This is a genomic window from Rhodococcus sp. IEGM 1341 (genome assembly GCF_030056895.1).
Classification (GTDB): Bacteria; Actinomycetota; Actinomycetes; order Mycobacteriales; family Mycobacteriaceae; genus Rhodococcoides.
Window position 1 is genome coordinate 129,005 of record NZ_JASHKV010000002.1, and the last position, 19,276, is coordinate 148,280.

The 19,276-nt window shown below is 66.2% G+C and carries 17 protein-coding genes; 5 read left to right on the plus strand and 12 right to left on the minus strand.

Going from position 1 to position 19,276, the window contains the following annotated elements:
- The 5 genes from QM615_RS07785 to QM615_RS07805 form a co-directional block, all read right to left on the minus strand.
- On the minus strand, positions 1–639 hold the full coding sequence (locus tag QM615_RS07785) for an LON peptidase substrate-binding domain-containing protein (protein WP_149406842.1): 639 nt from the start codon (positions 637–639) through the stop codon (positions 1–3).
- Entirely contained in the window at positions 636–1,550 is a 915-nt protein-coding gene (locus QM615_RS07790) for an alpha/beta fold hydrolase (RefSeq protein WP_149406843.1), read from the minus strand. Before QM615_RS07790 ends, QM615_RS07785 begins: the two co-directional genes overlap by 4 nt.
- 99 nt (positions 1,551–1,649) lie before the next feature.
- Positions 1,650–4,205: an alpha/beta fold hydrolase gene (locus QM615_RS07795; RefSeq protein ID WP_283347222.1), complete on the minus strand. Its 2,556-nt coding sequence runs from the start codon at positions 4,203–4,205 to the stop codon at positions 1,650–1,652.
- A 183-nt stretch (positions 4,206–4,388) separates the two neighbouring features.
- Positions 4,389–6,911: an ABC transporter permease gene (locus QM615_RS07800; RefSeq protein WP_283347223.1), complete on the minus strand. Its 2,523-nt coding sequence runs from the start codon at positions 6,909–6,911 to the stop codon at positions 4,389–4,391.
- 68 nt (positions 6,912–6,979) lie between these two features.
- Entirely contained in the window at positions 6,980–7,714 is a 735-nt protein-coding gene (locus QM615_RS07805; protein ID WP_068048639.1) for an ABC transporter ATP-binding protein, read from the minus strand.
- Positions 7,715–7,789: 75 nt separating this feature from the next.
- On the opposite strand from QM615_RS07805, the gene QM615_RS07810 reads away from it, so the two are divergent.
- A complete protein-coding gene (locus QM615_RS07810) occupies positions 7,790–8,554 on the plus strand; it encodes a deoxyribonuclease IV (protein WP_283347224.1) in 765 nt (254 codons plus the stop codon).
- Here QM615_RS07810 and QM615_RS07815 read toward each other — a convergent pair.
- The 5 genes from QM615_RS07815 to QM615_RS07835 form a co-directional block, all read right to left on the minus strand.
- Positions 8,532–9,227, minus strand: a complete 696-nt coding sequence (locus QM615_RS07815) for a condensation domain-containing protein (RefSeq protein WP_149406848.1) — start codon at positions 9,225–9,227, stop codon at positions 8,532–8,534. The genes QM615_RS07810 and QM615_RS07815 overlap by 23 nt on opposite strands.
- A gap of 106 nt (positions 9,228–9,333) precedes the next feature.
- A complete protein-coding gene (locus tag QM615_RS07820) occupies positions 9,334–9,810 on the minus strand; it encodes a DUF309 domain-containing protein (RefSeq protein ID WP_149406849.1) in 477 nt (158 codons plus the stop codon).
- 39 nt (positions 9,811–9,849) lie between these two features.
- Complete coding sequence (locus tag QM615_RS07825; protein ID WP_394855441.1) at positions 9,850–11,115, minus strand: multidrug effflux MFS transporter; 1,266 nt, start codon at positions 11,113–11,115, stop codon at positions 9,850–9,852.
- Positions 11,116–11,175: 60 nt separating this feature from the next.
- Complete coding sequence (locus QM615_RS07830; RefSeq protein ID WP_283347282.1) at positions 11,176–12,120, minus strand: aldo/keto reductase; 945 nt, start codon at positions 12,118–12,120, stop codon at positions 11,176–11,178.
- 52 nt (positions 12,121–12,172) lie between these two features.
- Complete coding sequence (locus QM615_RS07835) at positions 12,173–13,105, minus strand: DNA-3-methyladenine glycosylase family protein (RefSeq protein ID WP_283347225.1); 933 nt, start codon at positions 13,103–13,105, stop codon at positions 12,173–12,175.
- A 176-nt stretch (positions 13,106–13,281) separates the two neighbouring features.
- On the opposite strand from QM615_RS07835, the gene QM615_RS07840 reads away from it, so the two are divergent.
- The 4 genes from QM615_RS07840 to QM615_RS07855 all read left to right on the plus strand — a co-directional run bounded on the left by QM615_RS07840 (position 13,282) and on the right by QM615_RS07855 (position 17,771).
- Positions 13,282–14,475, plus strand: a complete 1,194-nt coding sequence (locus tag QM615_RS07840; RefSeq protein WP_283347226.1) for an MFS transporter — start codon at positions 13,282–13,284, stop codon at positions 14,473–14,475.
- 120 nt (positions 14,476–14,595) lie between these two features.
- Positions 14,596–15,138, plus strand: a complete 543-nt coding sequence (locus QM615_RS07845; RefSeq protein ID WP_283347227.1) for a ribonuclease H family protein — start codon at positions 14,596–14,598, stop codon at positions 15,136–15,138.
- 171 nt (positions 15,139–15,309) lie between these two features.
- Positions 15,310–16,719 (plus strand): hemolysin family protein, encoded by a 1,410-nt coding sequence (locus QM615_RS07850; RefSeq protein WP_223145655.1) that lies wholly within the window; start codon positions 15,310–15,312, stop codon positions 16,717–16,719.
- Positions 16,716–17,771: a hemolysin family protein gene (locus QM615_RS07855; RefSeq protein ID WP_149406853.1), complete on the plus strand. Its 1,056-nt coding sequence runs from the start codon at positions 16,716–16,718 to the stop codon at positions 17,769–17,771. Before QM615_RS07850 ends, QM615_RS07855 begins: the two co-directional genes overlap by 4 nt.
- Here QM615_RS07855 and QM615_RS07860 read toward each other — a convergent pair.
- The gene (locus tag QM615_RS07860) at positions 17,739–18,626 is read right to left on the minus strand and encodes a pirin family protein (RefSeq protein ID WP_149406854.1); all 888 of its coding nucleotides are present in this window, start codon (positions 18,624–18,626) and stop codon (positions 17,739–17,741) included. The genes QM615_RS07855 and QM615_RS07860 overlap by 33 nt on opposite strands.
- Positions 18,623–18,994, minus strand: coding sequence for a hypothetical protein (locus tag QM615_RS07865; protein ID WP_149406855.1), 372 nt, complete (start codon positions 18,992–18,994; stop codon positions 18,623–18,625). Before QM615_RS07865 ends, QM615_RS07860 begins: the two co-directional genes overlap by 4 nt.
- Positions 18,995–19,276: the final 282 nt, after the last annotated feature.

Below are 19,276 nucleotides of genomic sequence, written 5' to 3' on the forward strand. Positions count from 1 at the left end.
TCAGGGTTGCAGTCTGAACTGCACGACCGCCGTGACGTTCTCGATGGCGTCGTCGAGTGCGGTCTTGCGCGCTCTGGCGTTCGGTGCAGACAGGATGTCGAGTCGATCGGACTGACCCATCGGAATCAGTGCCGCCAGCGACCAGATCTTCTCGGCGGCCGAGATCGGCAGGCCCAGGAAATCCGGAACACCGGGCGTGGAAACGACTTCCGACGATTCGAGTCGACCGATCAGCTCGTAGAGATCCTCGACCCGCGCCCAAGTGGCGTCGAACTCGGTGTCGGCGATCACCGCATCGGTCTCTTCGTCCGGCCACGCTCGAACGTCGGCCTGTGGGTACGGATCGTCCGGCAGCCAGGCGTCGATCCTGATCCGTTCGCCGCCGACGCATTCGAGCAGATACCGGCCGTCGCCGATGGACTCGTGACCGATGATGTGTGCCGTCGTGGCCACATCGTGCCGGACGTCGCCGCCACCGGCCTCGTGCCCACGCGCGATGAGGACCACACCGAAGCTCGGATCGTCCTGCTTCAGGCAGTCGTGGACCAGAGCTCGGTAGCGCGGCTCGAAGATGTGCAGTGGTAGGCGTTCACCGGGGAGCAGCACGCTGCCGAGCGGGAACATCGGGGTCACGCTCACGGGTGCTGCAACGGAACAGCCGCCGGGGTGATGGCCGCAGGCGCGCTCTTGTCGGACTCGTTGGCACCGAGGAACTCGTCGAGCAAGCGGAAGAAGAAGTCCGGCTCGTCGAGCTGGGGAAAATGGCCGGCGTCGGGAAAGATCTCGACGCGACTGTTGGGAACTTCACGTCGAATGTTGTCGGCGTGCTTGGCGGGAATCATCCGGTCCTTGCCGCCCCAGACCAGCAGCGACGGAATCGACTCGAACTTTTCGAAATGTTGCTTCGCGCTCACGGTCTGCCCCCGCGGGCCCACCACGGCCCGCGTCGACGCCAGGAACGCTCCACGGGTGGAGCGGTCTGCGACCGACCGGAACGACCTCCAGGTCTCGGCCATGCTGGGACCGGGCTTGACCGGCAGACCCCATTTGCCCAATTGCGCCAGCGCGCTTTCGGTATTCCTACGGAACCAGTCCGATGCGAGCAGTGGCAACACCAGCTCACTGCCGGGCAGCGTCGCTGCCTTGAGCACCAGGCTCACCTCCGGACCGAGGCCGCCACTGCTGACCAGCGCGAGGCGATCGACTCGCTCGGGAAAGAGATACGTCAGCTGCATGACGATGCCGCCGCCGAGAGAATGACCGACCATCGGTGCGGAGTCGATATTCAGGTGATCCATGAGATCGCGAATGGTGGCCGCGTGCGAACTCAGCGAGTAGTCGCCGGACGGCTTGTCGGAGTCTCCGTGCCCGAACAGGTCCGGAGCGATGACCCGATACTTCTGCGACAGACGCTCGAGCTGCGGACCCCAGGACCGATGCGATCCGAGCAGGCCGTGCACCAGAATCACGGGTGGGCCGTCGCCCATGTCCACGTATCGCAGGACGTCCTTGTGTAGTTCTACCGACTGCAATTCGTACGATGAACTCATGGTCGACCTCCTCGTCGTGTGATGCCCGGATCGGCGCGTGGCTCGGTGAGCCGTTGGCACAAACGTACAAGCTGAGCCCACACAACGACAGACCGTCGATCAGCGCGCGACGCCCGCTTCGTCGAAGGTGTTCGCGATCGTCTCGGCCAAGTGCTCGGCCATCGGTTCACGCAACATGTCGACGTGATCTCCGGAGATGTCGACGAAGGTCAGCTCACCACGGCCGACCGTCTGCCACGACCGGAGATCTTTCACGTTCTCCGCTGTGCGAACCACGGTCATCGAACCCGACCACGGTGTCGGCACATGCTTGTTCAACGCCACGTACCCGATACTTGCGAAGACCAACCACTCCATCGTCGTCGGGTACCGCAGCAATCCGGCGCACTGCATACGCAACCAGAGGGCCGCGGTGCCGATCCGGCCGAGGTGGAAGCCCGCCTCTTCACGCGTCTGAGCCGGCGGGGCAGCCGGAACCTCGGTACCGCCGGGCAACCTGTCCAGCAGGTGCCGAAACAGCCGCGTGTCGAGGAGCAGCAGGTGGGGAGACCCCAGGCCGGAGTCTCGGATCTCCTCCGCCATCGCGATGGCTATCCAGCCGCCGAGCGAATGGCCGACCAGGTGGAACGGGCCGTCCGGCTGGACCGTGCGAACGGCGTCGACGTAGCGTTTCGCAGTTCGCCGGATGGTCCGGTCCGGTCGTCCGCGCTTGCCGCGGCCATGCGCCTGCAGGGCGTACACCGGCCGGTCGGCGTCGATGTGCTTGACGAGATTCAGAAATGCCATCGCACCGACACCTGCACCGCCGATCAGGAAGATCGGGGCCTTGCTTCCCTCTGTGCGCAGCGGCACGAGCACATCGTGTTCGCCAGCAGTGCGTCGACGCGCCGTTGCCGCGTCTTCGAGGCGGGCGTCGACTGTCACGGCCAACTCTCGAACAGTGGTCGCCGCGAACACGTCCTCCGGTGTCAGATCGATCTTCAGGTTCTCGCGGAGTTGGGCCAGCATGGCCGTGGTGGTCAGCGAGTTTCCGCCCAGCGCCAGGAAATCCTCGTCCCGTCCGATGGTGTCCAGCCCGATCGCGGTGCGCGCAGCCTCGGCCACGATGTACTCGGTCGGGCCGACCGCGGTGCGCTCGACGCGTCGATCGGCCGGCTCGGGCAGCGCGCCGCGGTCGAGCTTGCCGCGTTCGTTGCGCGGCATCGCGTCGAGCGCGACGATGTGGGTGGGCACCATCCACTCCGGCAGCGTCCGGCGCAGCGACGCTCTGATCTCGCCCACGGAGGGTCGACGACCGGAACGCGCCGAGCACACGTAGGCAACCAGGTCGGTATCGGTGCCGGAAGTCCTGCCGATCACCGCTGCGTCGCCGATCTCCGGCATGGCGCGCAGTGCTGCCTCGACCTCGGCCGGCTCCACCAGGTATCCGCGCACCTTGACGGCGTCGTCGATGCGGCCGGCCAGGTGCAGCGTCCCGTGTTCGTCGAGTCGTCCCAGATCGCCGGTGCGGTACCGGAACAGACCGTCGCCGAGCGCGGCGAATCGCTGGGAATCCCGACCGGCACCGCCGAGGTAGCCGTCGGCCAAACAGTTCGACGTCACCCGTATCTCGCCGATCACGTCCGGTGCACACGACGAACCGTCGGAGGTCACGACTTCGACCAGCTTGCCTGCGATGGGTCTGCCCGCAGGGAGAAAGCCCGACGGCAGCGCTCGTTCGATCGGGTATTCGCTGTAGGCGACGGCACCGGCCTCGGTGGTCGCGTACCAGTTGACCACCGTGGCGCGGCTGTCGAATCGCCGCCGAAAACCGTCGGCATCGTCGGCGTGCAGGGATTCCCCGTATGTGATGACCACCCGCAGCGTGGGTACGGCCCGCCCGGTGGGTCCGTGATCGGCCGCGGCGACTGCGCGCAGCAGCGACGACGAGCAGTGCAGCGTGGTCAGGGAATGCGCGGCTGTCCACTCGACGGTGCTGCTGGGCACACCTGCCCTCGGGTCGCGGCAGTGCACGGCGGCACCGCTGAGCAACCCCGCGAACAACGTGTTCAAGCCGGCACCGAAGCTGACCGGAAGCGAGTTTCCCACGCGGTCGTGTGGGCCCAACGCCAACGCGCTGGCGACTTCGTATGCCTTGGTCAGACACATGCGGTGACTGAGGATCACGCCCTTGGCGGTGCCGGTGGATCCCGAGGTGTAGTTGATCACCGCGGTGTGGTCGCCCAACAGCGTCGGCAGCGGCACACACGAGTCCATGGCGGCGGCGACGGTGGTGGAGTCGATCGCCGTCGCACCTGCTTGGTCGATGATCGTGGCGCGGCGCTCGGCGGGAAGCATGGGGTCGAGCGGCACCAGGGGATGACCTGCAGCGACGACGGCCAGCATCAGCACGATCGAGTCCGTCGTCGCGTCGGTGTCCACGGCGAGCGGCCGAGAATCGGCAGGAAAGAGCGTGGCGATCTTACGAGCCAGAGAGTAGGCGCGATGGAGGAGCTCGTCGAAGGTCAGGGACGAGCCGTCGACATCGAGTGCGACGGCGTCGGGCAGCGCGTGAGCCACCTCGCGGTAGCGGGCCATCAGGGTGTCGCGGCGTTCCGGCCGGCACAGTGGGGCCAGTGAAAGACGGGTCGGCGCATCGATGTCCTGAATCGACATGATTCTCCTTGCACGAGCCCGACCCGTGATGTCGGAGTCGGTTTGAAACCTACAAACCGGCTCGAAGACTGTTTTACCGACTCAAAGGTAAACGTGCAGAACCTTTTCGCGCAAGCGGAAAACCGGACATTCCACAACAATCGGGTGACGTTGCGGAATGCCCGGTCTGTTTCGGGCTCGGCCCTACAGGTCCGCGATGGCCTCCAACGGCTTCGTACGCGCGGCTCGCACAGCAGGCCACAGTGCCGCCAACACACCGACAACGGCCGATCCGAGCAGCATCGCCACCACCTGGCCCCACGGCACGGTCATGGTGCCCAGGCCCTCGTCGCGCAGGGTCTGCACGAATCCCCACCCGAACGCGATTCCGAGGACCACGCCCACGATCGCGCCGAACAGCGCGATGAGCAGCGACTCGAGATAGATGATGCGACGGACCTGCGGCCGCTGCATGCCTATCGCGCGCAGCATGCCGATCTCCCGACGCCGCTCCACCACCGACAAGGCCAGCGTGTTGACGATGCCGAGCACAGCGATGACGACGGCCAATGCCAGCAAGCCGTACAACACCGCGAGCAGCGTGTCGATCTGCTGTCCCTGGCTACCCTTGAACTCCTCCACGTCTTGAACCTGGACGACGACGAACGGTTTGGTCGCGGCTTCGAGGTCGGTGCGCAGTGTGTCGAGGTCGCTGCCGGGTACGGCCTTGACGAGAACCAGAAGGTCCGAGCGGGTGATCGACGGCGTCACCTCCTGGTAGATGTCGCCCGAGACTATCCAGTTCCCGATCAGCGGATTGTCGGTGAAGACCCCGGTGACCGTCACCGGGACGGACGCACCGTCGACGGTGTCGAAGGTGACCTCGGTTCCGACGGTCCAGCCGCGGCTCGCCGCTTCGGTTTCCGACACCGAGAACCCGTTGCTGTTCAGATCTGCCGTGCCCTGGACCATCGACAGCTCGAGCAGTCCCTCGGGGGAGCCGTCGATCGCGGCGCCGAACTCCTCCTGGCCTGCGATCGTCACGAACACCGGGTGCAGCACCGCAGTACGGTCCACGCCGGTCACCTGCTGCGCGGCCGTGGTGGCACCGGTCGGAACGCCGATCGACTGCGGGCCGGAGAGGATGTAGTCCGCCTCGACCCCGGTGTCGACGAGTGAGTCGACGCTGGCCTTGGCGGTGGATCCGAGCACGCCGATAACGGTGACGAGCATGAGTCCGAGCATCAGGGCGAAGGCGGTGGCCGCGGTGCGTCTTGGGTTGCGAACCGAATTGGTCCTGGCCAGTCGCCCGATCGCTCCGAACGGACGGGTGATGACGGCCCCGAGTGCGCCGACGACCGGCCGTGACAGCGACGGCGCGGCCAGTGCGGTGGCGACGATCAGCGCGACGGCTCCCGCGCCGACCGTGGCAGCGGCCGCCCCGCCGGTCGACTGCGCGCCGATGATCAACGCGGCCGCGCCCGCGATTCCGAGGCCGACGCCCACGAACGTTCGGGTACGCAGGGTGTCACCCGCAGAGGCGAACTCCTCGCGCATCGCGGCGACCGGTGGAATCTTGGCTGCCCGCCGGGCCGGCGCGTACGCGCTCAGCACGGTGACGACGATGCCGACGGCGAACGCGACGACAACGGTGCGCGGCTCGAGTGCCAACGGTCCCGACGGCAGACCCAGATCGAAGGCGTTGAGCAGTGCCCGTAGCCCGTAGGCCAGCCCTACCCCGCCGACGAAGCCGAGGATGCTGCCGATGACGCCGACAACGAGAGCTTCGAGAACGACCGATCGGCTGACCTGCCCGCGGCTGGCTCCGACGGCGCGCAGCAGTGCCAATTCGCGGACGCGCTGAGCGACGATCATCGAGAACGTGTTGTAGATGATGAAGGTGCCGACCAGCAGGGCGATCCCACCGAAGGCCAGCAGGAAGTAGTTGATGAACGACAGTGCCGACTCGACCTCGGCCTGAGTCTCGGCCTGTACGTCCGCGGCGGTCTGGACCTTCAGGTCGGGGAACGCCGCGGCGATCTCGTCGCGAAGATCGCCCTGAGTCAGCCCTTGCGCGGAGAGATCGTTGCCTGCGACGTCGATGTACTGCACGTGGGCACCGTCGGTGAACAGCTCGTTCGCCTGGCTCTGCACGAACTGGATCCCGATGTATCCACCGGATTCTGTTGCTGTCGAATAGATTCCGGTGATCGTGATGTCGGTGATGCCCTTGGACGGCACGAGGACCTGGGTGGCGTCGCCCACCTTCAGTCCGGCGCGCTCGGCACCACCGGCGTTGATCGCGACCTGACCGGGAGCGGTGGGAGCCGAACCGTCGACGAAGGTGGTCGGATCACCGAGTCGTTGGTCGTCGGGGAGATACGACTCGCCGATGGTCGGTGCGCCACCGGACTGTACGGCGGCACCGTCGGACCCCAGCAGTACCAACTGTCCGCCGACGTACGGCGATACGGCGCGCACGTTCGGCAACGCCGAGATCGCCGCGATGTCCTCGTTCGGCACGCCGGACGAGCGTGCGTCCTCGGGGCTCACTCGAACATCCGCGCCCTGCGCGGTATCGGCGAACAGAGAGGAGAAGGTGCGCTGAAGGGTGTCGGTGAACACGAACGAGCCCGCGACGAATGCCGTGCCGAGCACGACGGACAGCACGGTCAGTGCCAGTCGAACCTTGTGTGCGGCAAGGTTTCTCAGTGACACCTTGCGCATGGGATTGCCCGACGACTTTTGTCGAGATGGTTTGTTGGAGACAGATTTCTTGGCGATGGAGTGCGCCATTATCGGACCGTCTCGAGTTTCTTCATCCGCTCGAGTACGGCGTCGGCCGTGGGCGAGTTCAGCTGATCGATAACTGCGCCGTCGGCGAGGAACACGACGCGGTCGGCGTAACTGGCCGCGCGTGGATCGTGCGTGACGATGACGACGGTCTGATCGAATTCGTCTGCGGCAGTGCGCAGAATCGACAGCACCTCGCCGGACGAGCGGGAGTCCAGGTTACCGGTGGGCTCGTCGCCGAACACGATGTCGGGTCGGCCTGCCAGAGCGCGGGCGCACGCCACTCGCTGCTGCTGTCCGCCCGAGAGTTCGCTGGGGCGGTGATCGAGGCGGTCGCGCAGGCCGAGTCGGTCGACCACGGTGTCGAGCCATTCTTTGTCCGGCGTGCGACCGGCGATGTCGAGGGGCAGGGTGATGTTCTCCAGCGCGGTGAGGGTCGGCACCAGGTTGAAGGCCTGGAACACGAATCCGATTCGGTCCCTTCGCAATCCGGTCATCTCCTTGTCGGAGAGCGCCGTCAACTCGGTGTCGCCGATGGTCACCGTTCCCGAGGATGCGTTGTCCAAGCCGGCCAGGCAGTGCATGAGCGTGGACTTGCCCGAACCCGAGGGGCCCATGATGGCGGTGAATTCTCCGCGAGCGAATTCGACGCTCACCCCGGACAGTGCGTGGACCTGGGTGTCCCCTGATCCGTAGACCTTCGATACGTCGACCGCACGTGCGGCAATGTCGCTCATGGGTGCCAGTGTTCCAGCGTTCCGCGCCCGTCGCTATCAGGGGAGACCCTGAACACCACCCCTATGATGGGCGTCATGCGCATCGGAGCCCACGTCCGCGACAGCAGCGACCCTCTCGGAACGGCCGAGGCTCTCGGCGTCGACCTCGTCCAGATGTTCCTCACCGATCCGCAGAAGTGGAACAAGCTCTCCCCACATCCTCAGGGCGAGGCGTTGCTGAACGGCTCGGTCGACGTGGTGGTGCACTCGTCCTACGTCCTCAATGTGGCGAGCTTGAACAATCGGATCCGCATTCCGTCGCGCAAGGCCGTCGTCGAGCAGGCTGCTGCTGCGGCCGAGATCGGGGCCATCGGTTTGGTCGTCCACGGCGGCCACGTCCGTGAGGGTGAGGACACTGCCAAGGGAATCGACAACTGGCGCAAGCTGTTCGAGCGCCAAGCGGAGCAGGGCGGCTTCGCCGTGCCGATCTTCGTCGAGAACACCGCAGGCGGAGACTCCGCGATGGCACGCCACTTCGACGACATCGCCCGGTTGTGGGACGCGATCGGTGAATTCGGTGCCGGCTTCTGCCTGGACACCTGTCATGCGTGGGCCGGGGGCGAGGATCTGGTCGACGTGGTCGACCGGATCAAGGCCATCACCGGACGCATCGATCTGGTGCACCTGAACAACTCACGCGACGAGTTCGACTCGGCCAGGGACCGGCACGCCAATCTCGGCACCGGGACGGTCGACGCGGAGATTCTGACCGCCGTCGCACTTGCGGCCGACGCGCCGGTGATCCTGGAGACTCCGCCCGAGGGGATCGAAGACGACGTCAGGCTGCTGAAGAGCCTGTAGTGGTGAGAGCGAGGTCGTTCACGGCCGACGCCCACAGCCGGATCAGTTCGTCGATGCCCGGCAGATTCGCAGCCCAGGCGATGCGCGCGAGTGCGGTACCCGCACCCGTCACGGTGATCCCGATGTCGATGGCGTGATCGCGACTGGGCTCTGCCAGTGCATCCTCGTGCACGATGATCTGTGCTCCTGCGCGCGAGGCCAGCGCGGGATAGTTGCGGGCCAGCGCGTAGTCGCAGCCGCCGTTCGGCACCGAGTCGAGTCGCCTCGCGACCTCGTCGACGAGGTGCTCACGGTGCGAAGGGACGGCGAGCGCGTCGACGGGAAGCGTGGGAAGCCGGACCGGGTGAAGTGCGCCGGTGCTCTCGAGGTCGAGGTCCACCAGCACGCCGGCCGAGGAGCCGCGACGGTTGTTTCTCTGCCACGTGGACACGGCCGAGCCCAGAGCGGCGAGCAGCAGAATGCGGCGGTGGTGTCGGCCGTCGGGCAGAGTGAACGTCATCGACGTCTGTTCGAGGACTGCGGTGTGTTCGGTGAGCAACGGCCGCTCCGCCGGAGTCAGGACGGCCACCCAGTACGGAACCTGTTCGGCTACCTCGGTGCAGAGAGTGCGTCCGAGCTGAGCCGGACTGATCGTCTCGCGGTGCACGAGTCTGAGCGGTGCGAACACGGTCACGGCGACGAACCCCACTTTCGGTGCAGATTGTCCTAGCCTTACCTAACCCTCGCCAGGCTAGCTCAAGCCGTGATCGGACGCCAGGACGCCCCCTGTCGGGATCGGTTCAGCCGGTGGCGCGCAGCGCCGGAATGCCGGGAGCGACCGGCAACCTTCCGGTCTCGAGCTCGCCGAGCAGACCCTCCGACCAGGTCAGCAGCCCGGTGACGTCGAGGTGATGCGGTGGGTTGCACTCGAAGCCGACGAGCCGGTCGTGTCCCTGCCGAAGCAGCGAGGCGGCGCCGACGCGATTGCCGCGCATCAGATGGGTCAACCCGACGGCGAGTTGGGCGAGGCCCTGCCACAACGGACGCTCGTCGGACGGGCAGCTCTTCCAGGTGCCTTCCAGTACCTCGTGCGCATGGAACGGCATGTTCGCGTCCAGGAATCTCTGCGCTTCGACGAGAGCGGCGGTGGGCGGAAGCCGAAGGTCGTCCGGCACCCGTGGGGTTCCGTTTCCACCGCGAGCCATGGGACGCCCAAGACCGTCACGAGGCCTGGCATTGAGGGGTTTACCGTGCGCATCACGTTCGCGTTCGGCCATGGCGGAAACCCTAGTGTGTGGTGGCCCGCACCACCGTGCTCATCGGTGGGAAGACGAGCGCGCGGTGATGACACCCAGCGCGATCAGCGCTGCAGCAGAGGTCACGACCATCGTGGTGGCCACAGCGATCGCGTCGTTTCCGAGCACGCCGACGATCGGCGCGACGATGGCACCGAGTCCGAACTGAGCTGCTCCGAGGAGGGCAGCGGCACCGCCTGCTGCCTCACCGTGCCTGGACAGTGCGAGCGCGGGCGCGTTGGGCATCACGAATCCGACGGCCCCGAGCACGAACCACAGAGGGACGACGAATCCGGCCATGCCGCCGACCCCGGTGATCGCCAGGACCGTCATGACAGCACCCGCGAACACGGCGAAGGACAGCGCCGTCAGCACGATCTGCACCGGTGCGAAGCGTCCGAGCAGAAGGACGTTGAGCTGCGAAGCCCCGATGAGCGAGATGGCACCGGCGGCGAAGACGATCGCGAACTGCTGCTCGTCGAGGCCGAACTCCTCCTGCAGGACGAACGACGACCCGGCGATGTACGCGAACAGCGAGGCCATCGCCAGTGCGGCGACGAGGACGAGAACGACGAACTGGGCGTCCCGCAGCAGTGAACGGTAGGTACGCAGTACCGGCATGACGCCGCTGGCGCGGCGACGCTCGGGTGGCAGCGTTTCGCGGAGCGAGACGATGGCAAGAGTCATCAGAGCGACACCCATGATCGCCAGCGCCGCGAACACGAGACGCCACGATCCGACCAGCAGCACGCCACCGCCCAGCGACGGAGCCAGCACGGGAGCGACGCCCATGACCAGCATCAGGCGGGACAGGACGGTCGCGGCGGCGCGGCCGCTGAACAGGTCGCGCACGATGGCCATCGCGACCACGGCTGCGGCCGCAGCACCCAGACCCTGTACGACGCGAAGGCCACCGAGAACAGCGATGTTGGGAGCCACGATGCATGCCACGGAGGCCAGGATGTGCACTCCGGTGCCGACGATGAGTGGCAGCCGTCGACCGACGATGTCCGACAGCGGCCCGATGATCAGCTGACCGAGGGCAAGGCCGACCAGGGTGCCTGCGAGGGTGAGCTGCACGGCGGACGAGGACGTGTTCAGGTCGTCGGCGATCGCCGGAAGAGCCGGCAGATACATGTCGATGGTCAAGGGGCCGAGCGCGATGAGCGCGCCGAGCACCAGGATCACCCGCAGGCGTTCCTTGGAGGTCGGCTCGGGGGACGTCTTCGTTGCCTGTGCTTCGGCTACGGCTGTCTCGGTTGCTGACGTGTTCGGTGCTAGGGCCACCCGAGGTTCAGCAACCGGGGTACTCGTTCTGTTCCCGTTGCTGACTACAACTTTCGTGTTCTAGGCCACGGCATCGGACAGTACCGTCAGCTTCTCGACTTCCTGGCTGGTCAGAGCCAACGCCGGCGCATCGAGCAGGGCCGGTAGCTGAGATATCTTGCTCGCACTCGCGATCGGGGCGGTGACTCCCGGTCGGGCCAGCAGCCAGGCCAGCGCGACGCTCGAGATCTCTGCCGCACGGGATTCGGCGATCTCGCGCAGACCCTGCACCACGTCCAGACCGGCATCGGAGAAGTATCCGGTGGTCAGTCGTTCTCGCTGCTTGCCGGCCAAGTCCTCGCGGGTGCGGTACTTGCCCGTCAGGAACCCGGCGGCGAGGGAGAAGTACGGGAACACACCGAGGTCGTTCTCGACGGCCAGGTTCTGCAGCTCGCCCTCGTAATCGCGACGGGCCACGAGGTTGTAGTGCGGCTGCAGTGCGATCGGCGGAGCGAAACCGTTCTCCTTCGTCAGTTCCAGCCACTCGCGAACGCGTGCAGGCGAGTAGTTCGAGATTGCGACGTGCCGGACCTTGCCTGCTTCGACCAACCCGTCGAACGCGGCGAGGGACTCCACGAGTGGGGTCTTCTCGTCGTCGTAGTGCGCGTAGTAGACGTCGATGTGGTCGGTCTGCAGCCGGCTCAGCGACGCGTCGGCGGCAGCCCGGATGTTGTCCGCGGCCAGTCCGCGGAACTCGGGATGCTGGCTGACCTTGGTGGCGATGACGACGTCGTCCCGGTTTCCGCGGGCTCTGGTCCAGTTGCCGATGATGGTTTCGGATTCGCCGCCGGAGTTGCCGTCGGCGAATGCCGAGTACGAATCCGCGGTGTCGACGAAGTTGCCTCCGCCCGCGGTGAACGCATCGAGAATCTCGAAGGACGCAGCCTCGTCGCTGGTCCAGCCGAAGGTGTTCCCGCCGAGGGCGAGCGGAAAGATGTCGAGATCGGAACGGCCGATGGCAACCACGGACAAACCCCTTACGTTGGCGTACAACTCGACTGTACGAGCAGTTCGGGGCTCAATGCCACGTGTGGTCCACCAGAGCGGTTCGCGGACCGAATTTGGGCTTGGTGGCCTTGCCGCTCAGGTACAGCAGCCGAATCGCGCGATGCCGATGCGGGGCCAGGGGCTGCAGATACTCGACCATCTCCGCGTCGTCGATCGGTCTACCCAGCAGTGACCAGCCCACCACCGACGCCAGGTGGTAGTCGCCCACCGACAATGCGTCGGGATCCCCGAGGGCGCGTTGCGCGGTCTCGGCCGCCGTCCAGACACCGACGCCCGGGATGGCTCGCAGCCTGCGCGCAGCGTCCTCGGGCGTCATTCCCGACGCCTCCTCCAGGCGTCCGGCCGCGCAGGCAGCGCGGACGATGGTCTTGGATCGGGCCGGGTCGACGTTGGCTCGGTGGTAGTCCCACGACGGAATGCGGCGCCACACGTCGGGTGTGGGGAAGACGAACATCGGCTTGGGCGTCGGACCCGGTGCCTTGTCGCCGAACTTGCTCACCAGGTACCGCCACGATCCGAATGCCGAAATTCCGTGTACGCGTTGTTCGATGATCGCCGGAATCAGGGCCTCGAGTACCAGTCCGGTTCGACCCAGTCGCAGGTGCGGTAGCTGCCGATGGGCTTCCCGGAGAATCGGATGCTCCGGTGCGAAGGTGCCGGCGTCGTCGTCCAACCCCAGCAGAGCGGGTGCCGCGTCCAACAGTTCGGGTGCGCCGGGGCCCCAGGCTCGAACCTGCGCGCTCGTCGGCGACACCTGTGTCAGGCGGTAGGTCACCGGGCCCGAACTCATCCTCGACGTGCGCCAGATCCCGCCGTCCGGCGTCGACTCGTAGGTGGGATCACCGCCGCCACGGCGCAACGGCGACACCGACATCCGGACGTCGATGCGCTGCTCGGACGTGACCAGGCGCGCGATCCCGTCGGTACCGGCGTCGTCGGGCATCGGTTCGTCACCTCCGAACGGTCGTGGCCATGCGGACCGAGTGGGTCCCCGTCAGGGCGTCGGTCGACACTGTTGCAACGTCGACGGCAAGATACATAGTGCCTCGCGGAGCGCAGGAGTGCCGCACGGAGTCTCTCGCCGCCTCTGGCCAGGTCTACAGCGTCAGGAGGATTTTCGTGGCTCGATCGAGTGCCGCATCGTTCGTCGGAGTCGCGTACGCGTTCGTCGTGGCGATGATGGGTACGACCATGCCGACGCCGCTCTACGCGTTGTACGAGGTCGAGTTCGGGTTCTCCGTATTCGTCGTCACGCTGGTGTTCGCGGCGTACGCGGTCGGTGTACTCGCCGCCCTGCTGGCTTTCGGGCGGTGGTCGGATTCGCTCGGTCGTCGTCCGATGCTGTTGGCGGGCATCGGGTTCGGTCTGATCAGTGCCGTGGTGTTCGTGACTGCGGGCTCGCTCACGGCGCTGGTGATCGGGCGGGTGCTGTCCGGATTGTCGGCTGGAATTTTCGTCGGAACCGCGACGGTGACCCTGATCGAACTGGTGCCGGACAAGTGGCGGGATCGTGCCCCGGCGATCGCCACGGCGGCCAATATCGGCGGCCTCGGCCTGGGTCCGCTGGTGGCCGGGTTGCTGGCCGAATACCTTCCGCAACCGCTACGCCTGACCTTCTTCGTCGACATCGGCCTGCTCGCGGTGGCCGCTCTGGCGGTGTTTCTCGCTCCCGAAACCGTTCGGGTCGCAGCGGGGGCGCGCCCGCAGATGCAACGACTGTCCGTACCGGCGGACGTTCGTGGCACTTTTCTGCGCGCGTCGATCGGTGGTTTCGCCGGTTTCGCAGTGCTCGGCCTGTTCACCGCGGTATCACCGGGATTCATCGCGGGGGTGCTGCAGATCGACAACCATGCCGTCACCGGTGTCGTGGTGTTCGCGGTCTTCGCGGCATCCGCGACCGCGCAGATCCTGCTGGGCCGGGCCGATCCGACGTCGGCGCAGCGCTGGGGTTGCTTCGTTCTGACGATCGGGCTGGTGGTCCTGGCGCTGTCGCTGCTCCTGACGTCGCTGCCGGTCCTGGTGATCGCGGCGCTGCTGTGCGGCGTCGGGCAGGGCGTGACGTTCAGCAACGGTATGGCGGCCATCGCCGCTGGGCTTCCGCCGGAACGTCGAGCAGAAGTGACCTCGACGTTCTTCGTGGTGCTGTACGTCGCCATCTCGTTGCCGGTCATCGGGGCCGGGGCTGCGGCGAACGAATGGGGATTGGTGACTGCGGGACTGGTGTTCTCCGCGCTCGTCGCAGCGCTCGCGGCGGTGGCGTTCGTGCTGCTCACCCTCGACGGCAGGAAGGCCAGGGAGTCCCACTACGCCTGACCCGGTTGGCAGTGCGCCGGAATCGAATTCGCACTGCCGCGCAGTCGAGTGCCAAGTACCTCGGTGTTCGTGCGCGAGTCACCCGGAGTTTGTCGGTGCCCCGAAGTAGGGTCTGAGACCGTGATCATCGTGAGTACGGACGGCTCGTGTCTGCGTAACCCCGGCGGAGCAATCGGGTGGGCGTGGGTCAACCACACGGGGCCGAGCAACTCCGGCGGTGAGCCCTCGGGCACCAACCAGGTTGCCGAGCTCAGGGCCCTGCTGGAGGCGGTTCTGGCGCACCCGGGCCCCGAGCCGCTGTTGATCGAATCCGACTCGCAGTACGCGATCAAGTGCGCGTCGGAATGGCTCGCGGGCTGGAAGCGCAAGGGCTGGAAAACAGCGGGCGGTACTCCGGTGCGCAACCTGGAGCTGGTGCAGAGCATCGAGCGAGCCATCACCGAACGTGAGGGTCCGGTCCGGTTCCGGTGGGTCCGCGGACACGTCGGCAATCACTTCAACGAAGCGGCCGACGCCTTGGCCGGTGAGGCCGCACGCGCCGTGGCCGCCGCCGGTACGCCGGCACCGGTAGCGACAACACCGGCTCCGGTGGCTGCTGCCCCTGCCTCTCAGGCACCGGTGACACGGCCCACGTCCGACGACGCGGTCCCGACGCTGTTCTGATCGGGCATCCCGCCCGGACGCGAGAATTGGACAACGGCAGCCGGTAGAATCTGGACATTCCACTCGAATCGGATTCTCTGACACCGGAGGCGTCGAGCGCACTGTGCACTCCATAGACTTCTTTCGGCCACCCGTGGCCGCTGCTCCGGCCGTTGGTTCTCGCGTGATCGTATGGTGATCACCGCGCTGCTTTCCTTGCTCCTCGGCTTCGTACTCACCGCCGCGATCATCGCGGCCAACGGGTACTTCGTCGCCCAGGAGTTCGCTTACATGTCCGTCGACCGGGCGACGCTGCGTACCGGTGCCGAGAAGGGCGACGCGTCGGCCGAGCGGGCACTGAAGGTCACCAAGCGCACGTCGTTCATGCTGTCGGGCGCGCAGCTGGGCATCACCGTCACCGGTCTGATGGTCGGATACGTGGCCGAGCCGTTCATCGGAGAATCGCTGGGCGAGCTGCTCAGCAGTGCCGGAGTGCCCATCGCGGTGGGCATTTCCATCGGCACGGTTGGCGCTCTCGTGCTCGCCACCGTCGTGCAGATGATCTTCGGCGAGCTGTATCCGAAGAATCTCGCCATCGCCAGTCCCGATCCGCTGTCCCGACGCCTTGCCCGCTCGACGCTCATCTACCTGGCTGCCTTCGGTTGGCTGATCACCTTCTTCGACAAATCCTCCAACGCGATGTTGCGTCTGCTGCGAGTCGAGCCGGTGCACGACGTGGACAGCAGCGCCACTGCGAAGGATCTGGAGAGCATCATCGAAGACTCCCGCGCGAGCGGGGATCTGACCGAGGACCTCTCGTTGCTGCTCGATCGCATCCTGGACTTTCCCGAGCGCGATGTCGCACACGCGATGATTCCTCGCACTCGGGTGGATGCGGTCACGCCCACCACTGCCATCGGTGAGATGCGGGCGCGGATGGTGCGTGCGCACACCCGGTATCCGGTGATCGGCGACCGTGAGGAGCCGATCGGTGTGGTGCAGCTGGCCGAGGTGATGGCCGCTGCGCCCGACGACACGCGGCCGGTCACCGAGATCATGCGGGCACCGCTGATCGTGCCGGAGCTCATGCCACTCGAAGATGCCCTGGAGTTGTTGTCCAGCACCAAGAACGAACTGGCGTGCGTCATCGACGAGTACGGCGGATTCGCCGGGGTGCTCACCATCGAGGATCTCGCCGAGGAATTGGTCGGCGAGATCACCGACGAGCACGACGACGAGGACATCGCAGGCGTGCACGATCAGGAAGACGGAGTGTGGCTCATGGACGGCGACGTCCACGTCGACGAGGTCGAACGCACGATCGGTCGCGACATGCTGTTGCCGCGAGGCGATTACGAGACGCTCGCCGGCCTGCTCATCGCGGAGGGCGGGAATCTGCCCGAGGTCGGAGACACCGTTCGTATCGATCTCGCGGTGTTCGGAGCCGATCTGATGGAAGACGAACCGCCGCGTCCGTCCCTGGAAGTCGAGGTGCTCGAGGTGGACCGGCACGTGCCGAGTGAGCTGAGAATCAGACTGCACGAGAACTCGCCGGACGGCAGCGAGGCGTCGTCGGAGTCGGACGAGGACGCGGAGCGATGAACGCGTGGGTCGTCGTCGCGGTGACGGTACTGCTCATCGCGCTGAGTGCGTTCTTCGTCGTCATCGAGTTCGCGCTGCTCGGTGCCCGTAGGCATCGACTGGAGGAGAAGGCAGGCACGAGCCGATCGGTTCGGGCCGCGCTGCGCGGAATGAACGAGTTGACGATCATGCTGGCAGGCGCGCAGCTCGGCATCACTGCCTGCACCTTCGCTCTCGGTGCCGTCACCAAGCCTGCCGTCGATTCCTGGCTGGGCCCGGTGTTCACCTCGTGGGGTGTGCCGGGATGGTTGGCCGGAACCGCCGCGTTCGCGCTGTCGCTGTTGCTCGTGACGTTTCTGCATCTGGTGATCGGTGAGATGGCCCCGAAATCCTGGGCCATCGCACACCCCGAACTCGCTGCCACCATCATCGGGTTGCCGTCTCGGGCGTTCATCCGCCCCTTCCGGCTGTTCCTGGTGTGGGTCAACAAGATCGCCAACACGCTCGTCCAACGGTCGGGAGTGGAGCCGGTCGAGAACGCTGCGGTCGGCGGCCGCGACGCCGAGACCATCCGCAACCTCGTCGAGTACTCGTCGCAGGTCGGCGTACTGGAACCGGAACTGCAAACCCAGATCACCCGGGTGATCGAACTCGAGACGCTGACCGTCGAGAAGATCACGGTGCCCGACTCCAAGGCGACGTCGGTTCCGCACGGTGCCACGGTGTCCGACGTGCAGGCCGCGGCGCTGCGGTCCGGTCACCTGCGGGTACTGCTCACCGACAGCGCAGGCGCGACGCCCGGTGTCGTGCACGTGCGCGACACGTTGCTGGCAGCCGCCGAGGAACCCGCCGCCGACTACGCACGGGAGGCCTACTCGGTCGACGGATCGACACCGGTGTACGAGTTGCTACGGCAGATGCGCAACCGCAGCGTTCAGCTCGCGGTTGTCGAGACCGACGGACAGTTCCTCGGCATCGTCACGCTCACCGACGTCATCAAACGGGTACTGCCCACGGCTCGTGCTGCACAGCAGGACAATTCAGCCGCGCGGTTGCATCCGACTGTTGGGTAGCGCAGGTGCGTGCAGTCGAGATCCCGGATAGCCCTCGACGGTGCCGAACTGCTCGCTGCCGCGCTCGTAGGCGGCCCGATACTCGACGACGTCCTCGTGGCTGCGGCCGACGAAGTTCCACCACATGACGATCTGCTCCCCGAACGGCGGTCCACCGAGCAGCAGCATCCGCACCGGCTCTCGGGTCGGATTGTGCAGATCGAGCGTCGAATCGCCCGGTTCGCGATAACCGAGTTCGGCTGCGGCGAGGACGGTCTCGTCCATCGTCACGGTGCCCTGATCGACGATGACGCCGTGCTCGAACGTCGGGTCGACGTCGAGGGTGACGCGGGCTCCGGCGTCGAGCACGATCTCGACTCCGAGGAGTGGGGTGAACGTGGCCACCGGCGAGGTCTCGCCGAGCAGTGAGCCGAGAAATACCCGTGCGGTCAGCCCCTGGCTCGTGTGAGTCCGCGGCACGTAGTGCTCGAAAGCCGGCTCGGTGAAACGAGATCGGGCTGGAAGTGCCACCCACAGTTGCATGCCGTGCAGAATTTTGGTCTGCGGGGTGGAGGTCTCGGAGTGACTGATGCCGTAGCCGGCCGTCATCAGGTTCAGCTCTCCGGGCCGCACCATGGCATGCGATCCGACGCTGTCGCGATGCTCGATCTCGCCGGAGAACAGCCAGCTGACGGTCTGGAGTCCGGTGTGCGGATGCGGCGGTACGTCCATCGACGACGTGTCGGGGCCGTAGTGGTCGGCGAAGCACCACGCGCCGATCAGTGAACGCTGTCGCTGGGGGAGCGTGCGCCGGACCTTCAAGGCCCGAGGACCGCCGAGGGGAACCTCACGTGGGGTGAGAATCTCGATGGTCATACGTGCAACGCGGTTCCGCGGAGTAGCCGCACGTCGTAGGACTCGGCCGCACCGTGCACCTCGGTCGATCCACCGTGGACCGTGTACAGCACCGCATACGAGGTGAAGGTGGCCGGTTGGCCGTCGTCGGAGTCGATGGTGACGCGTGGCAGTACGACCAGCAGGTGGGTCCGGTTGCCGTCCGACAGATTTTCGACGACGGTGCGAACCTCGAAACCCAGGTCGGATCGAGTGACATCGGTGGACTCGAGCGTCTGTCCGCTCAGAACGAGTTGTGCCGCCCAGACGCCGGCGGATCGATGGGCATCGAGGGTCCCGGTGATGTCGTCGCCGGTGAAATCGTAGTGATTCGCTGCTGTGAAAGGCATGGTCACAGGCTATGCCTCGGGTCGACGAAAAACTTCGAAAGAATTTCTCATCCGGTACCCATCCGCCTTGCGAGGTGCTGCGAATGTCCAATGAGACACCCGCTACTGCTGTCGCCCCCGACCGCCGTCAGTAGTGGGTGTCTCCCTTTGTGTGTGGAGCACCGACGTCCACACCGGTTGGGCACGCGACCGTCGAGCGCTACGCAGGCTGGGCGAGACCGGATCAGGAGATTTCGGGCGAGCCGAAACGATGATCGGTACGCTTTCGCACCTGGGCAGTTC